This is a genomic window from Pseudomonas sp. GW456-12-1-14-TSB6, assembly GCF_059424205.1.
In genome coordinates, this window is record NZ_JBWKZE010000018.1 from 1 (window position 1) to 16,603 (window position 16,603).

Genomic DNA, 16,603 nt, shown 5'->3' on the forward strand with positions numbered 1-16,603 from the left:
AGCCCGGGACGCTCCGCGTCCCAAAGCGGACGCAGAGCGTCCATTGAGGCATTCCCACGCGGAGCGTGGGAACGATCACACACGAACCAACCTGGTGCAGCATTTCAGGCGTGCCCGTTTTCGTGCACTGACCCACCCCGGCCTGCACTTCCTACACCTTTTAAAACACTTGTTCGGGACTCTGGTTCGGAAATTGCTACTTTCTATAAGTCGTAAGCGCTCCAGTAACAATCATTCCGCGCCACAAGCGCTCATATTGGTTCTTAGGGATTGAATAATGAAAAAAGCATTGCTGACCCTTTCTGCACTGGCGTTGTGCATGGCCGCCGGCTCCGCGCTGGCCAAGGAATACAAAGAACTGCGGTTTGGCGTTGACCCTTCCTACGCACCGTTCGAGTCGAAAGCGGCAGACGGCAGCCTGGTTGGCTTCGACATCGATCTGGGCAACGCCATCTGCGCCGAGCTGAAGGTCAAGTGCAAATGGGTCGAAAGCGACTTCGACGGCATGATTCCGGGCCTCAAGGCCAATAAATTCGACGGCGTGATCTCGTCGATGACCGTTACCGAAGCCCGTGAAAAAGTCATCGACTTCTCCAGCGAGCTGTTCTCCGGCCCGACGGCCTACGTGTCGAAAAAAGGTTCGGGCATCACCGACGACGTCGCTTCGCTGAAAGGCAAAACCGTCGGCTACGAGCAAGGCACCATCCAGGAAGCCTATGCCAAAGCCGTGCTGGACAAGGCCGGTGTGAAAACCCAGGCCTATCAGAACCAGGACCAGGTGTATTCCGACCTGACCTCCGGCCGTCTCGATGCGGGCATTCAGGACATGTTGCAGGCCGAACTGGGCTTTCTGAAGTCGCCGCAGGGCGCCGATTATGAAGTCAGCAAGCCGGTCGACAACCACTTGCTGCCAGCCAAGACCGCTGTCGGTATTAAGAAAGGTAACACCGAGCTGAAAGCGCTTTTGGATAAAGGTATCAAAGCGTTACACGATGATGGCAAATACGCCGAGATTCAAAAGAAACACTTTGGCGATCTGAATCTGTACAGCGGCAAATAATGCCCCGGCGCCCATCCTCGATGGGCGCCTTTTTCATTCAGTCAGGTTGCTGATTTATGTTCGAAAACCTCCTGCAAAATCTGGGGCTCTCCGCCTTCAGCCTCAAGGGCTTTGGCCCTTTGCTGTTGGAAGGCACCTGGATGACCATCAAATTGTCGGCGTTGTCGCTGCTGGTGGCCGTGTTGCTCGGCCTGCTCGGCGCCAGTGCCAAGCTGTCAAAAGTCAAACTGCTGCGCCTGCCCGCCCAGCTCTACACCACGCTGATTCGCGGGGTGCCGGACCTGGTGCTGATGCTGCTGATCTTCTACAGCCTGCAAACCTGGCTGACGACGCTCACCGATTACCTGGAATGGGAATACATCGAGATCGACCCGTTCAGCGCCGGGGTCCTGACCCTGGGCTTCATTTACGGCGCGTACTTCACTGAAACCTTCCGCGGGGCGATTCTCGCCGTGCCGCGCGGTCAGGTCGAAGCCGCCACCGCCTATGGTCTCAAGCGCGGCCAGCGCTTTCGTTTCGTGGTGTTCCCGCAAATGATGCGCTTCGCCCTGCCGGGCATCGGCAACAACTGGATGGTGATGCTCAAGGCAACCGCGCTGGTTTCGATCATTGGTCTGGCCGATCTGGTCAAGGCCGCGCAGGACGCCGGTAAAAGCACCTATCAACTGTTTTACTTCCTGGTCCTCGCCGCGTTGATTTACCTGCTGATCACCAGTGCCTCGAACTTCATTCTGCGCTGGCTCGAACGCCGCTACGCCGCCGGTGCCCGGGAGGCCGTACGATGATCGAACTCCTGCAGGAATACTGGAAAGCCTTCCTTTATACCGACGGCCAGAACATCACCGGGCTGGCGATGACGATGTGGCTGCTCAGCGCCTCGATCTTCTTCGGTTTCATCGTGTCGATTCCGCTGTCGATCGCCCGGGTCTCGCCGCACTTCTACATTCGCTGGCCGGTGCAGTTCTACACCTACCTGTTCCGTGGCACGCCGCTCTATATCCAGCTGCTGATCTGCTACACCGGGATTTACAGCCTGGCCGCCGTGCGCGCGCAGCCGCTGCTCGACAGTTTCTTCCGCGATGCGATGAACTGCACGATCCTGGCCTTCGCCCTCAACACCTGCGCCTACACCACGGAGATTTTCGCCGGGGCTATCCGCAGCATGAACCACGGCGAAGTCGAAGCAGCCAAGGCCTACGGCCTGACCGGCTGGAAGCTGTATGCCTACGTGATCATGCCGTCGGCGCTGCGCCGTTCGTTGCCGTACTACAGCAACGAAGTGATCCTGATGCTGCATTCGACCACCGTGGCTTTCACCGCGACCATCCCCGACATCCTGAAAGTCGCGCGGGACGCCAACTCGGCGACCTTCCTGACCTTTCAGTCGTTCGGCATCGCCGCGCTGATCTACCTGACCATCACCTTTGCGCTGGTCGGCCTGTTCCGCCTTGCCGAACGCCGATGGCTGGCGTTCCTCGGCCCGACCCACTAGGACCCTTTAGAGATGCGTCATCAGATACACGACCTGCTGGCCCCGCTGCCGGGGACCGCTCGACAGATCCACAGCTTTCATTTCGGCCCGGACAAGGCCCAGGGCAAGATCTACATCCAGTCTTCGCTGCATGCCGACGAACTGCCCGGAATGCTCGTGGCCTGGCACCTCAAGCAGCGTCTGGCGGAGCTGGAAGCCGCCGGCCGCCTGCGCAGCGAAATCGTGCTGGTGCCGGTGGCCAACCCGGTCGGCCTCGAACAGGTGCTGATGGATGTGCCGCTGGGCCGCTACGAGCTGGAGAGCGGACAGAATTTCAACCGCTGGTTCGTCGACCTCAGCGAAGAAATCGGCAACGAAATCGAAGCGCAACTGAGCGACGACCCGCAGCGCAACCTTGAGCTGATCCGTTCCAGCCTGCGCAACGCCCTCGCCCGCCACACCGCCACGACTCAGCTGCAATCCCAGCGCCTGACCCTGCAACGGCTGGCCTGCGATGCGGACATGGTTTTGGACCTGCACTGCGATTTCGAATCCGTGGTTCACCTCTACACCACGCCCGAGGCCTGGCCGCAGGTCGAGCCGCTGGCGCGCTATATCGAATCCCAGGCGAGCCTGTTGGCCACCGACTCCGGCGGCCAGTCGTTCGACGAGTGCTTCACCCTGCTGTGGTGGCAATTGAAGGAGCGCTTCGGCGACCACTTCGAGATTCCACTGGGCAGTTTCTCGGTCACCGTCGAGTTGCGCGGTCAGGGGGATGTCACCCATCCGCTGGCCAGTCGCGATTGCCAGGCGCTGATCGATTACCTGATCCATTTCGGCGCCATCGTCGGCGAACCCAAAGCCTTGCCGGCCCTGGCACATCCCGCCACACCGCTGGCCGGTGTGGAACCGGTGGCCACTCCTGTCGGCGGGCTGCTGGTGTACAGCGCCACGCCCGGCCAGTGGCTGGAAGCCGGGCAGAAAATCGCCGAAATCATCGACCCGATCAGTGACCGGGTCACGCCAGTCCATTGCACCGCTTCCGGTCTGCTCTATGCCCGCTCGCTGCGGCGCATGGCCACCGCCGGGATGGTGATCGCCCACGTCGCGGGCGCCGAAGCCTATCGCAGCGGCTATCTACTTTCGCCTTGAGGATGTCTGTCCCATGTACAAATTGACCGTTGAAGGCCTGCACAAAAGCTATGGCGACCATCAGGTGCTCAAAGGCGTCTCGCTCAAGGCCAGGACCGGCGACGTGATCAGCCTGATCGGCGCCAGCGGCTCGGGCAAAAGCACCTTTTTGCGCTGCATCAACTTTCTCGAACAACCCAACGACGGCGCGATGAGCCTCGATGGCCAGGCGATCCGCATGGTCACCGACCGCCACGGCATGCACGTCGCCGACGCCGATGAACTGCAACGCCTGCGCACACGGCTAGCGATGGTGTTCCAGCACTTCAACCTGTGGAGCCACATGACCGTGCTGGAAAACATCACCATGGCCCCGCGCCGGGTGCTGGGCTGCAGCAAACAGGAAGCCGACGACCGCGCCCGGCGTTATCTGGAAAAGGTCGGTCTGCCGGCACGGGTGGCCGATCAGTATCCGGCGTTCCTCTCCGGCGGCCAGCAGCAACGGGTGGCGATTGCCCGAGCCTTGGCGATGGAGCCGGAAGTCATGCTGTTCGACGAACCGACCTCGGCGCTCGATCCGGAGCTGGTCGGCGAAGTGCTCAAGGTGATTCAGGGCCTGGCCGAAGAAGGTCGGACCATGATCATGGTCACCCACGAAATGAGCTTTGCCCGCAAGGTGTCGAGCCAGGTGCTGTTCCTGCATCAAGGGCTGGTGGAGGAGGAAGGCGCGCCGGAAGAAGTGCTGGGCAATCCGAAGAGCGAACGCCTGAAGCAATTTCTCAGCGGCAATCTCAAGTAAAACTATTGCCCGGTCGGCGCGGTCATTGAAGGAACATCTTCAGAGCACACGTCGCCGGCATGGGCACCTCCACCGACTTCGCCAAACACTGGTTCAGCGCCCGCGACTGGAAGCCGTTCGCCTTTCAGAAACAGGTGTGGGCCGCGGTCAAACGTGGCGAATCCGGCCTGCTGCATGCCAGCACCGGCGCCGGTAAAACCTACGCGGTGTGGTTTGCCGCGCTCAATCGCTTTGCCCGCTCCGGGCCTGTTGCTGAAACCACCCGTAAACGCAAACCGCCCGCCGAACCGCTGACTGTCTTGTGGATCACCCCGATGCGGGCGCTGGCCGCCGACACCGCGCGCGCCCTGCAAGCGCCGCTGGACGATCTGCAGATCCCCTGGAGCGTCGGCCTGCGCACCGGCGACACCGGCAGCAGCGAACGCGCCCGGCAGAACCGGCGCCTGCCCACCACGTTGATCACCACCCCGGAAAGCCTGACCCTGATGCTCGCCCGTGCCGACGCGCAAACGGCGCTGTCGACGCTACGCATGGTCGTGGTGGACGAGTGGCACGAATTGCTCGGCAACAAGCGCGGCGTGCAATTGCAACTGGCCCTCGCCCGCCTGCGCCGCTGGCAGCCGGGGCTGATCGTCTGGGGCGTTTCCGCGACGCTCGGCAATCAGTCCCACGCCGAACAGGTGCTGATCCCACTGGGCGGTGGCGTGAGTATTCAGGGGCAAAGCGAAAAGTCGCTCAAGGTCGATACCTTGCTCCCACCGGCCATCGAGCGTTTTCCCTGGGCCGGGCATATCGGCTTGAAGATGTTGCCGCAGGTGGTCGCCGAACTGGACGTCTGCGCCAGCAGCCTGGTGTTCACCAACACCCGGGCGCAGTCGGAAATCTGGTACCAGGCCTTGCTGGAAGCGCGGCCGGACTGGGCCGGATTGATCGCGCTGCACCACAGCTCGCTGTCCCGGGACACCCGCGATTGGGTCGAGCAAGCGCTGAAGAATGGCCAACTCAAAGCCGTGGTCTGCACTTCCAGTCTGGATCTGGGAGTGGATTTCCTGCCGGTGGAGCGGGTGCTGCAGATTGGCTCGGCCAAAGGCGTGGCGCGGCTGATGCAGCGTGCCGGACGTTCGGGGCATGCGCCCGGTCGAACGTCGCGGGTCACCCTGGTGCCGACCCACAGCCTGGAGCTGATCGAAGCTGCGGCCGCTGGCGATGCCGTGGCACAGCGGCGGATCGAACCGCGACTGTCACCGCACAAACCGCTGGATGTGCTGGTGCAACATCTGGTCAGCATGGCCCTGGGCGGTGGCTTTGCTCCCGATGAGCTGTACGAAGAAGTCCGTGGCGCCTGGGCCTATCGCGACCTGACACCCGCCGACTGGGCCTGGGCGCTGGCGTTCGTGCGTCACGGCGGGATGTCGCTGACGGCGTATCCGGATTACCGCCGGGTCGAGCCGGATGAACACGGGATCTGGCGCGTCCCCGATGCCCGCCTGGCGCGCCGCCATCGGATGAGCATCGGCACCATCGTCAGCGATGCCAGCATTCATCTGAAGTTCTGGAGCAAGGGCGGTGGCGGCAAACAACTGGGCAGTGTTGAAGAAGGTTTTATCGCACGCCTCAAACCCGGCGATGGTTTTCTGTTCGCCGGGCGCCTGCTGGAGCTGGTGCGGGTGGAAAACATGACCGCCTACGTCAAACGCAGCAAGGCGAAAAAAGCTGCCGTACCGCGCTGGAATGGCGGGCGCATGCCGCTCTCCAATGAATTGGCCGAAGCGGTGGTCAACCGGTTCAGCGCGGCGGCACAAGGCGAGTTTGCCGGCCCGGAAATGCAGGCCTTGCGACCGCTGCTGGAAACCCAGATGCGCTGGTCAGGCCTGCCGACAGTCAACAATCTGCTGGCCGAAGTGCTGAAATCCCGAGAAGGCTGGCACCTTTTCCTCTATCCGTTTGCCGGACGTCAGGTGCATCTGGGGCTGGCCAGCCTGCTGGCGTGGCGGGTGAGCCAGCGCCTGCCGGTGACCTTCTCGATTGCGGTCAACGATTACGGACTGGAATTGCTCAGCGCCACGCCCGTTGACTGGTCTGTGCAACTGGATGGCGCCCTGCTCGGTCCCGAGGGTTTGTTGAGGGATGTGCTGGCCAGCCTCAACGCGGGCGAACTGGCGCTGCGCAGGTTTCGGGAAATCGCGCGGATTGCCGGACTGGTGTTCGCCGGTTACCCCGGCGCGCCGAAAAGTACCCGTCAGGTCCAGGCCTCCAGCGGGCTGTTCTTCGAAGTGTTCAAACAATACGACGCCGACAATCTGCTGCTGGCGCAGGCCGGGGAAGAAGTCCTGCGGGAAGAACTGGATATTCGTCGGCTGGAGCAGACACTGGAGCGAATCAACCGGATGGAACTCGATATGCACTTGATCAAACGTCCGACACCGCTCGGCTTTCCATTGCTGGTGGAACGCATGCGCGAAAGCATGAGCTCGGAAAAACTCGCTGACCGCATCCGGCGTATGGTCGGCGATCTGGAGAACACCGCCGATAAGGGCCAATCCCGATGAACGCGCCCTACCCCGTGCGCCTGGCGGGCGAAGACCTCTGGTTGCTGCCGGAAAAGGCGCTGTACTGGCCGGCGCAGCAGACGCTGCTGATTGCCGATGTGCATTTCGGCAAAGCGGCCGCTTATCGTCGTCTGGGGCAGCCGGTGCCGCAGGGCACTACGACGAGCAATATCGCCGTGATCGAGCAGTTGCTGGCAAAGCTGCCATGTCGGCAACTGATTTTTCTGGGGGATTTCCTGCACGGACCCGGCTCCCATGCACCCGGCACCTTGCAGGCGCTGGCGCAGTGGCGGGCGCGTCATGCCGATCTGCCGATGACACTGATTCGCGGCAATCACGACAAGCGCGCGGGCGATCCACCGGTAGCGCTGAACATCCGGGTGGTGCCGGAGCCCATGCTGCTGGGTCCCTTCTCGCTGCAGCACGAGCCGGATCCGCACCCTGAACGGCATGTCCTCGCAGGGCACGTACACCCGGTTTATCGATTGATCGGCAAGGGGCGCCAGCGTTTGCGGCTGGCGTGTTTCAGGCTGGGGGAACGCATCAGCCTGCTGCCGGCGTTTGGCGCCTTCACCGGCGGTTATCCCGTGGAGAAGGAAGACAGCTGTCGGATCTTTGTCATTGGCGACAACGAAATATGGCCCGTCGGCTGACGTCCTGTTCAGGATTCAGCCGACGGGCCATACGTTCAATCAGGCGACGGGCGCGGGTGGCGGTTTATCCGGCAACGTAGGTTCGCCGGGCTCTGTCGGTTCTTCGTTGGGGGTATCGGGATCGGGCTGGTGAGGGATTCCGCCGGCCGTGGTGATGGGGGGGTGTGCCAACAACGACCAGGCCATTACGCCAACCTGATTGGGCTCGAGCCTTGCCAGTTCGGCAGTGATTTGCGGATCGATCTTCATGGAGCACTCCTCGGCGAAGGCCCGTCCCGCTGTTCGCGAAACGGGCAGTACACCTCATAGAGTGTCTACCCGCCGAAGAATTCCCGGTAACTGCCGGATGGACGGATCAGGTACGCGGCAGGGTCACGCCACGCTGGCCCTGATACTTGCCGGCACGGTCCTTGTAGGAGACTTCACATTCCTCATCGGATTCCAGGAACAGCATCTGCGCCACACCTTCGTTGGCGTAGATCTTCGCCGGCAGGTTGGTGGTGTTGGAGAATTCCAGGGTCACCTGGCCTTCCCACTCCGGCTCGAGCGGGGTGACGTTGACGATGATGCCGCAGCGGGCGTAGGTGCTCTTGCCCAGGCAGATGGTCAGGACGTTGCGCGGAATACGGAAGTATTCAACGGTCGTGGCCAGGGCGAAGGAGTTCGGCGGAATGATGCAGACGTCGCTGTGGACGTCGACGAAGCTGCCGGCGTCGAAATTCTTCGGATCGACGATGGCCGAATTGATGTTGGTGAACACCTTGAAATGATTGGTGCAGCGCACATCGTAGCCGTAGCTCGACACACCGTAGGAGATCACACGGCTGTCGTCGCTGCCGCGTACCTGGCGCTCGACGAACGGCTCGATCATGCCGTGTTCCTGCGCCATGCGGCGAATCCACTTGTCCGATTTGATGCTCATGGCGGGTGTCCTGAATAGCGAGGTGGAAAAAATCTGTCCGGCATCTTACCGGGCGCGCCGCCGGGTTCAAAGTGCGGGGTGCAATTCTCGCCGAACGTGCGGGATTTACGCGGCTTCGCGACGAACCGTCACACCGTCGATCCCTAAAACAGAGAAACCTTCGCAAGAAGCATTGGCACGTTCCGGAAAAAGGGTTAAGGTGGCGCCACTGTGCTGCTTGTGTCACTGAGAATCTCTACACGATATGTTGAATTTCGATCCAACCATCTACAAGAATTTTTCCTGCTCTTTGCACTCAGTCTCGGCCAGGGTTCTTCCTGAGTCGCAGTTATCTTTGTTCAAGGAGTTACACCATGTCTAATCGCCAAACCGGTACCGTTAAGTGGTTCAACGATGAAAAAGGCTTCGGCTTCATCACTCCACAATCCGGTGACGACCTGTTCGTTCACTTCAAAGCTATCCAATCCGACGGCTTCAAAAGCCTGAAAGAAGGCCAACAGGTTTCTTTCATCGCTACCCGCGGTCAGAAAGGCATGCAAGCTGAAGAAGTACAAGTTATCTAACTTGTAGCTTCTTTAGAAAAAGGCCCCGCCCTCAAAAGCGGGGCTTTTTTGTGGGCGTCTGTTTTTCCGGGCGCAAAAAAATATCGCAGCCCGTGAAGGCTGCGATCTTTTGCGTTGCTTACCAGGCCACGCCGAAGCCGGCGGTGTAGCGGGTCTTGCTCAGGTCCGCATCCTCGGTGCCGCTGATGATGTCGCGTTCGGCCTTGAGGTTGAGCGAGGCCCAGTCGGTGACCTTGTAGCGCAGGCCCATTTCCGCATCCAGTGCATAGTCGGCCACGCCGGACAGCGGCTTGCCGACTTCGCCATTGGTGAAGAACTCGACCTTCTTGCCGATCAGGTAGCGGTTGTAGTCCCACTTCATGGCGACCGAATAGAAGTTGTCCTTGCTGCCATCGCGGTACTCGTAATCGGTTCGGTTGAGCAGCGAACCCAGGGAGAACGCTCCCAGTTCGTCATCCCAGAACTGGTAACCCGGGCCGGTACCCACCACGCGCTGGCGCGCCAGCTCTTCGATGTGATCGCGCTTGTAGTTCAACCGCCCCTGCCAGAACCATTGATCAGTGAGGAAGCGGTCGAGCGAGTACTCGGCGCGCCAGTTATCGGTGGTGGTCACGTCGTCTTGCACTTCGCGGTTGTATTCGCCCTCGGCGATATGGCGCCAGCGGCCGTGACGAGCAGTGGTCTTGAAGCCGACATCGTAGTCGTCGGTATCTTTCTCGGCGCGCTGGTAGTCGAGCGCCAGATCGACGTTGCCCTTCCACACCAGATCCTCGACCACCGGTTTCGGCTTGAGAATCTGCTGAATGCTCGCCAGCTCCACGGTTTTCGGCGCCTCGCCGTTGGCCAGGGTGACCTTGCCCTCTTCGGCAGCACTCAGGGACTTGGCCTTCTCGCCGTTGTAGGCGTCCTGCTTGACCAGCAGTTCCTGATCGCTCTCCAGGGTCTTGACCTGCTTCCAGTCGATGGTAACGGCCCCGGCGTACTGGGTCTGGACCAGCAACTTGCCGCCGTCGAACAGCGTGATTTTACCGCTCAGCTTGTCACCGTTCTTCAACCAGACGGTGTCGGCAAGCAAAGGTGTGGACGCACTGAAGACAGCAAGGCACAGCAGGGTTCTGGACAACATAAGCGAATCGAAGACTCAAGGTTGCGAAAAAAGGGTCGGCATTATCCGTAGGAATAATTCCCTGACAAGGAGTGACCCGGCTAATTCTGTTGAGTTCATTTCTCAATTGCCCATCCACCGATTACGCTTAAGCACATAACGCGATCAAGTTCAGGAACCGCGCACGTGACAGACCCGATGCATGCCTGCGAAAACGATCCGCAAATCCGACGCACGGCACTCTATTCCACCCTCGCCCAAGTGCCTGAGGGCAAAGTCGTCAGCTATGGTCAGTTGGCCGAACTGGCGGGGTTGGGGCGCGCCGCCCGTTGGGTCGGTCGGACCCTGAGCCAATTGCCCGGCGACACCAAACTGCCCTGGCACCGCGTGCTCGGCGCCGGCGGTCGGATCAGCCTGCCGGCGGGCAGCCCGTCCGGGGACGAACAGCGGGCGCGATTGCGCATGGAAGGCATCACCGTCCTGAACAATCGTGTGGATATTCGGCGCCATGGCTGGCGTCCGGTAGAGCACAGCGGTTAGAGTGCGCGCTTTGTTTTCGCAATCTTGAGGCAGACTTCAGCCCATGCCCCGTAAAACCTGGCGCGCCGCGCTCGCCGCCTATGCCAGTCCTTCGACGCTCGTGCTGTTGTTGCTGGGTTTCGCCGCCGGCCTGCCGTACATGCTGGTGTTCTCGACACTTTCGGTCTGGCTGCGTGAAGCCGGTGTGGCCCGTGAGACGATCGGCTACGCCAGCCTGATTGGTCTGGCTTATGCCTTCAAATGGGTCTGGTCGCCCCTGCTCGACCAGTGGCGCCTGCCGCTGCTGGGCAAGCTGGGTCGTCGCCGTTCGTGGCTGGTGCTCTCACAGACGCTGGTAATCCTCGGCCTGATCGGTATGGGTTTTTGCGACCCGCAGAAACACCTGTCCTGGCTGATCGCCATCGCCGTGGTCGTGGCGTTCGCTTCCGCCACCCAGGATATCGCGGTCGACGCCTATCGCCTGGAAATCGCCGAAGACAGCCGTCAGGCCGCGCTGGCCGCCAGCTATATGTCCGGCTATCGGATCGCCGCCCTGCTCGCGACCGCGGGTGCGCTGTTCTTCGCCGAGGGCTTCGGCTCTACAGGCTTCAAGTACCAGCATTCGGCCTGGACCGGCACCTACGTGCTGTTCGGTGCCCTGATGGTGCCTGCCCTGCTCACCACCCTGCTGATGCGCGAGCCGCCGGTGCCGTTGCGCACCCAGTTGCAGGCGGGGCGTTACACCTTCATGCATCAGTTGATGTCGGTGTTCGTGCTGATCATTTTGCTGGTCTCCGTACCGGCCATGTTCACCCAGCTCTACAACACCGATTTCGCCAGCGTGCTGTTTGGCGACATGAGCCCGCTGGACCTGCTGCTGGAAGACCGGGCGTTCCTGCGCGCGATTCTCTACACCACGCTGACCTGCCTGTGCCTCTCGGCCATGGGCCGTCGCGGTCTGGCGCCAGTGCTGACGCCGGTCAACGACTTCATCCTGCGCTACCGCTGGCAGGCGTTGCTGCTGCTCGGCCTGATCGCCACCTATCGGATGTCCGACACGGTGATGGGCGTGATGGCCAACGTGTTCTACATCGACCAGGGTTTCACCAAGGACCAGATCGCCAGCGTCAGCAAGATCTTCGGCCTGATCATGACCCTCGTCGGCGCCGGTATGGGCGGTCTGCTGATCGTGCGCTTCGGCATCCTGCCGATCCTGTTCATCGGCGGTGCCGCGTCGGCGGGCACCAACCTGCTGTTCCTGATGCTCGCCGACATGGGCCCGAACCTGCAGATGCTGGTGGTGACGATCTCCCTCGACAACTTCAGCTCCGGCCTGGCCACCTCAGCGTTCGTCGCCTACCTGTCGAGCCTGACCAACCTGAAGTTCTCCGCCACCCAGTACGCCCTGCTCAGCTCGATCATGCTCCTGCTGCCACGCCTGATCGGCGGCTACTCCGGGGTGATGGTGGAGAAGTTCGGTTATCACAACTTCTTCCTGATCACCGCGCTGCTCGGCGTTCCGACCCTGGTGCTGATCGCCCTGCACTGGTTCCAGGAAAGCCGCCGCGAAGGCCCGACGCCGACGCCGGAACCTGCACCGACCTCCGTCGTGGAAGAATCGTAAGACATCTCGCACCCGGCGAGAGGGTTTGCGCCGGGGCTGCACTTCTGTACGTCGGCGGATCTCGCCGTTACACTGCTCCGTCATTTCCAGTCATAGCAACCGACAACGGCCAACCATGCGCACCAGTCAATTTTTGCTCGCCACACAGAAAGAAACGCCTTCCGACGCGGTCGTGATCAGCCATCAGCTGATGCTGCGCGCCGGCATGATCCGCAAACTCGCCTCGGGCCTGTACACCTGGCTGCCGATGGGCTTGCGAGTGATGCGCAAGGTGGAAGCCATCGTTCGTGAAGAAATGGACGCCGCCGGCTCTCTGGAAGTGTTGATGCCGAGCACCCAACCGGCCGAGCTGTGGCAGGAATCGGGGCGCTGGGAAGAATACGGCCCTGAGCTGCTGCGCATCAAAGACCGCCACGGTCGTGATTTCTGCGCGGGGCCGACCCACGAAGAAGTGATCACCGATCTGATGCGCAACGAGTTGAGCAGCTACAAACAGCTGCCGATCAACCTGTACCAGATCCAGACCAAATTCCGTGACGAGATCCGTCCACGCTTCGGCCTGATGCGCGGTCGCGAATTCATCATGAAGGACTCCTACTCGTTCCATGCGGATCAGGCGTCGCTGCAGATCACCTATGACCGCATGCACGAAGCGTACTGCAACATCTTCACCCGCCTGGGCCTGAAATTCCGTCCGGTGGAAGCCGACAACGGCTCGATCGGTGGTGCCGGCTCCCACGAATTCCACGTACTGGCCGAGTCCGGCGAAGACGATATCGTCTTCAGCAACGGTTCCGACTACGCGGCGAACATCGAGAAAGCCGAAGCCGTGCCGCGTGAAACCTCGCGCGCCGCGCCAAGCGAAGAGCTGCGTCTGGTCGATACGCCAGACACCAAGACCATCGCGGCCCTGGTGGAGAAATTCGGTCTGCCGATCGAAAAGACCATCAAGACCCTGATCGTGCACGCCGAAGAAGAAGGCAAGCTGATCGCCCTGATCATTCGCGGCGACCACGAGCTGAACGAAATCAAGGCTGCCAACCAGCCAGGCGTTGCCAGCCCGCTGGTCATGGCCTCCGATGCCGAACTGCGTGACGCCATCGGCGCCGGCGCCGGCTCCCTCGGCCCGCTGAACCTGCCGCTGCCGATCATCATCGACCGTTCGGTGGAGCTGATGAGCGACTTCGCCATCGGTGCCAACATCGACGACAAGCACTACTTCGGCGTGAACTGGGAGCGTGATCTGCCGGTTCCGACCGTGGCCGACCTGCGCAACGTCGTGGCCGGCGACCCGAGCCCGGACGGCAAGGGCACCCTGGAAATCAAGCGCGGCATCGAAGTCGGGCACATCTTCCAGCTGGGCAACAAGTACAGCAAGGCGATGAAGTGCGAAGTGCTGGGCGAGAACGGCAAGCCGGTGACCCTGGAAATGGGTTGCTACGGTATCGGCGTGTCCCGCGTGGTGGCTGCCGCCATCGAGCAGAACAACGACGAAAACGGCATCATCTGGAGCGACGCCCTGGCACCGTTCCAGATCGCTCTGGTGCCACTGCGCTATGAAACCGAGCTGGTGCGCGAAGCCACCGACAAGCTGTACGCGGAACTGACCGCGGCCGGCTTCGAAGTGCTGCTGGACGACCGCGACAAGAAAACCAGCCCGGGCATCAAGTTCGCGGACATGGAGCTGATCGGCATTCCGCACCGGATCGTGGTCAGCGACCGCGGCCTCGCCGAAGGCAACCTGGAATACAAGAGCCGTACCGAAGGCCAGGCGCAAGCGCTGCCGGTTGCCGACGTGCTGTCCTTCCTTCAGGCCCGTATCCGCCGCTGAAACCAGATAGAGACGTCATGTTCAAGCGAAACACCTTAGGCCTCGGTGGTGCCGCCCTGTGCGGCACCCTGCTGGTCAGCGGCTGTGCCAATCACATGTCACAACGCAGCGAGCACGAGGAACGTGTCGAGCGCAAACTGCTCGATCACAGCCTGCAGATCGATGTCGGCGAGCCCAAGGTGCTTGAGCTGCCGCAACGGCGCGTGAAGATCAACGAACAGAAGACTTTCGAAGTCACCGAGTTCGAGGTTACCCGCCATTACGACCGTTACACGCCTTACCAGCCATGGCGGGAGATCTACGAGATCCCGCTGGGCGCGGTCGCGGTGGTCGGCGGCGTCGGCGCGAACGTGGTCAACGTGTTTGCCCTCGGCAATCTGCCCGACAGCGTGACACGGGACTGGCTCAGCTACGGTTTCGCCGGGCTCAACCCGTTCATGAACGTGCAATCCAACGGTCGCGCGCAACAGAACCTGGCCGGTATCGACGAAGTCCAGCGCGACAAGCGCACGGAATATTCGAGCCTGCCGTGGAGCGAGCGCCCGGTTCAGGTCAAGGCCGGCAAGCAGACCTTCGACATGACCACCGATCGCAACGGCGTGCTGCGTCTGAACCTGCTGGACAGCCCGTTCGCCGAAAACGACCTCAATCATGTAGGCAAACTGCAGATCAGCGTCGAAGACGGCAAGGATGACGTGCATTCCGACTCGTCTTTGGCGATCAGCAGTCACCTGCGCGGCAAGCTGCTGGAAGCTCACGGGCTGATCTACGACGATCTGGAAGACGACGAAGTGAGCCAATGGGTGCACCGGGTCAAGCGTCTGTCGGAACTGGGTCTGGAAGAAGAAGCCAGTGAACTGGAACAAAGCCTGATCGAACTGACCCGCAACGATCCTGAGTTGCAGGCCGAATTCCTCAAGTCCCTGACCCGGGATGCGGGGCGTCTGGTGGCGGATCCGGGGCCGAACTGAACCCCCTGAAAAAATGCCCGAACCTGCTTCGGGCATTTTTTTGTCCACTTATCGCTCGAACAGCTCCATTTGTTCGAACCCGCCGCGTAAATCCTCCAGCCGCACGCCCACTCCCAATAGCCGCACCGGTTTGCCACCGCGGTTGAACGCCTGCGTCAGCATCAACTGGTAACTGCCCAGATCCCGCCCTGCCCCGGCCTGCTCCAGTGTGGTCTGGGTGAAATCGTGAAACTTCACTTTGACGAACGGCTTGCCCGGCCGGTAGCTGCTGTCGATCCGCGCCATGCGAGTTTTCAGGGTTTCCAACAGTTCCGGAAGTTTGTCGAGGCAACTGCGCAGATCCGGCAGATCGACATCGTAGGTGTTTTCGACACTGATCGACTGACGGCGGCTGTCGTTGTGCACCAGCCGCTCATCGATCCCACGGGCCAGACTCCACAAACGCTCGCCGAAACTGCCGAATTCCCGCACCAGCGCCAGCTTGTCCCACTCGCGCAATTGCAGGCAGTCACTGATACCGAGCTTGCCCAGCTTGTCGGCCGTGACCTTGCCCACCCCGTGCAACTTGCTCACCGGCAGGCCACTGACGAAGTCTTCGACCTGATCCGGGGTGATCACGAACAAGCCGTTGGGCTTTTTCCAGTCGCTGGCGATCTTGGCCAAAAACTTGTTCGGCGCCACGCCGGCGGAGACGGTGATGTGCAATTGATTAGAAACCCGGCGGCGAATGTCCTGGGCGATCCGCGTGGCGCTGCCGCCGAAGTGCGCGCTGTCCGAGACGTCGAGATAGGCTTCGTCCAGGGAAAGCGGCTCGATCAGGTCGGTGTAATCGCTGAAGATCGTGTGAATTTCCTTCGATGCCTCGCGATAGGCGTCCATCCGCGGCTTGACGATGGTCAGGTCCGGGCACAGTTTCAGGGCGTGCCCGGACGACATCGCCGAGCGAACGCCGTAAGCCCGCGCCTCATAGTTGCAGGTGGCGATCACCCCGCGCCTGTCCGCTGAGCCACCGACCGCCAACGGCTTGCCGGCGAGGCTCGGGTCATCCCGCATCTCGATGGCGGCGTAGAAACAGTCACAGTCGACGTGGATGATTTTTCGCTGAGTCATGACAGAAAAGGAAACATGGCGAGCCGGACCGGCAGTATCTCACTGACACCTGTATATAGCACCAGTGGTATGAATGTTCTTTTCAGTTTGTAGGAAACGGACTTTGAATTTATTTTCTCAATCGAAAAGCAACCTCCAATAGAGCTGAAACCCTTGTGCTGCCTGACCTGCAGCCGGGAAAAAGACCGTCCGTCAGCGCTAACCAATTGAAGCTGAACAGGTTTTATCCGAATTGAAGGTTGACACTCCGGCGTTCCTCTGTAGAATGCCGCCACACAGACGCGGGATGGAGCAG

16 protein-coding genes and 1 tRNA gene (1 of these 17 cut by a window edge) are annotated in these 16,603 nt (G+C 61.1%); 13 read left to right on the forward strand and 4 right to left on the reverse strand.

Going from position 1 to position 16,603, the window contains the following annotated elements:
* Nucleotides 1-277 precede the first annotated feature (277 nt).
* From AC07Y2_RS17545 to pdeM, 7 genes are read left to right on the forward strand one after another with little or no spacing between them, the layout of a single operon-like run.
* Nucleotides 278-1,060: a transporter substrate-binding domain-containing protein gene (locus AC07Y2_RS17545; RefSeq protein ID WP_011332769.1), complete on the forward strand. Its 783-nt coding sequence runs from the start codon at nt 278-280 to the stop codon at nt 1,058-1,060.
* 56 nt (nt 1,061-1,116) lie between these two features.
* The gene (locus tag AC07Y2_RS17550) at nt 1,117-1,845 is read left to right on the forward strand and encodes an ABC transporter permease (protein WP_064593908.1); all 729 of its coding nucleotides are present in this window, start codon (nt 1,117-1,119) and stop codon (nt 1,843-1,845) included.
* Nucleotides 1,842-2,552 carry an ABC transporter permease gene (locus tag AC07Y2_RS17555; protein ID WP_011332767.1) on the forward strand — a complete coding sequence of 237 codons (711 nt, stop codon included), beginning with the start codon at nt 1,842-1,844 and terminating at the stop codon, nt 2,550-2,552. The genes AC07Y2_RS17550 and AC07Y2_RS17555 overlap by 4 nt, the downstream gene beginning before the upstream one ends.
* A 12-nt stretch (nt 2,553-2,564) precedes the next feature.
* Nucleotides 2,565-3,683: a succinylglutamate desuccinylase/aspartoacylase family protein gene (locus AC07Y2_RS17560; RefSeq protein WP_074691383.1), complete on the forward strand. Its 1,119-nt coding sequence runs from the start codon at nt 2,565-2,567 to the stop codon at nt 3,681-3,683.
* 13 nt (nt 3,684-3,696) lie between these two features.
* Entirely contained in the window at nt 3,697-4,461 is a 765-nt protein-coding gene (locus AC07Y2_RS17565; protein WP_039771333.1) for an ABC transporter ATP-binding protein, read from the forward strand.
* A 59-nt stretch (nt 4,462-4,520) separates the two neighbouring features.
* Nucleotides 4,521-7,010 carry a ligase-associated DNA damage response DEXH box helicase gene (locus AC07Y2_RS17570; RefSeq protein ID WP_103386521.1) on the forward strand — a complete coding sequence of 830 codons (2,490 nt, stop codon included), beginning with the start codon at nt 4,521-4,523 and terminating at the stop codon, nt 7,008-7,010.
* Nucleotides 7,007-7,663, forward strand: a complete 657-nt coding sequence (gene pdeM / locus AC07Y2_RS17575) for a ligase-associated DNA damage response endonuclease PdeM (RefSeq protein WP_103386522.1) — start codon at nt 7,007-7,009, stop codon at nt 7,661-7,663. The genes AC07Y2_RS17570 and pdeM overlap by 4 nt, the downstream gene beginning before the upstream one ends.
* A 39-nt stretch (nt 7,664-7,702) precedes the next feature.
* Here the strand turns inward: pdeM and AC07Y2_RS17580 are convergent, their stop codons facing one another.
* Entirely contained in the window at nt 7,703-7,912 is a 210-nt protein-coding gene (locus AC07Y2_RS17580; protein WP_011332763.1) for a hypothetical protein, read from the reverse strand.
* A gap of 106 nt (nt 7,913-8,018) precedes the next feature.
* Entirely contained in the window at nt 8,019-8,585 is a 567-nt protein-coding gene (gene dcd / locus AC07Y2_RS17585) for a dCTP deaminase (RefSeq protein WP_007954988.1), read from the reverse strand.
* Nucleotides 8,586-8,938: 353 nt separating this feature from the next.
* Between dcd and AC07Y2_RS17590 the strand changes: the two genes are divergently transcribed.
* On the forward strand, nt 8,939-9,148 hold the full coding sequence (locus tag AC07Y2_RS17590; protein ID WP_002554837.1) for a cold-shock protein: 210 nt from the start codon (nt 8,939-8,941) through the stop codon (nt 9,146-9,148).
* Nucleotides 9,149-9,266: 118 nt separating this feature from the next.
* On the opposite strand, the gene AC07Y2_RS17595 is transcribed toward AC07Y2_RS17590, so the two are convergent.
* On the reverse strand, nt 9,267-10,274 hold the full coding sequence (locus AC07Y2_RS17595) for a DUF481 domain-containing protein (protein ID WP_039771327.1): 1,008 nt from the start codon (nt 10,272-10,274) through the stop codon (nt 9,267-9,269).
* 177 nt (nt 10,275-10,451) lie between these two features.
* Between AC07Y2_RS17595 and AC07Y2_RS17600 the strand changes: the two genes are divergently transcribed.
* The 4 genes from AC07Y2_RS17600 (at nt 10,452) to AC07Y2_RS17615 (ending at nt 15,198) form a co-directional block, all read left to right on the forward strand.
* Nucleotides 10,452-10,793, forward strand: a complete 342-nt coding sequence (locus AC07Y2_RS17600) for an MGMT family protein (protein WP_011332761.1) — start codon at nt 10,452-10,454, stop codon at nt 10,791-10,793.
* A gap of 43 nt (nt 10,794-10,836) precedes the next feature.
* Complete coding sequence (locus tag AC07Y2_RS17605) at nt 10,837-12,396, forward strand: AmpG family muropeptide MFS transporter (RefSeq protein WP_011332760.1); 1,560 nt, start codon at nt 10,837-10,839, stop codon at nt 12,394-12,396.
* Between the two features lie 115 nt (nt 12,397-12,511).
* Nucleotides 12,512-14,227 (forward strand): proline--tRNA ligase, encoded by a 1,716-nt coding sequence (locus tag AC07Y2_RS17610; protein ID WP_064593895.1) that lies wholly within the window; start codon nt 12,512-12,514, stop codon nt 14,225-14,227.
* A 17-nt stretch (nt 14,228-14,244) separates the two neighbouring features.
* A complete protein-coding gene (locus tag AC07Y2_RS17615) occupies nt 14,245-15,198 on the forward strand; it encodes a hypothetical protein (protein WP_039771323.1) in 954 nt (317 codons plus the stop codon).
* Nucleotides 15,199-15,246: 48 nt separating this feature from the next.
* On the opposite strand, the gene dinB is transcribed toward AC07Y2_RS17615, so the two are convergent.
* Entirely contained in the window at nt 15,247-16,308 is a 1,062-nt protein-coding gene (gene dinB / locus AC07Y2_RS17620; protein ID WP_039771321.1) for a DNA polymerase IV, read from the reverse strand.
* A 280-nt stretch (nt 16,309-16,588) separates the two neighbouring features.
* Here dinB and AC07Y2_RS17625 point away from each other — a divergent pair.
* Nucleotides 16,589-16,603, forward strand: a tRNA-Met gene (locus tag AC07Y2_RS17625); it runs 162 nt beyond the window's last position.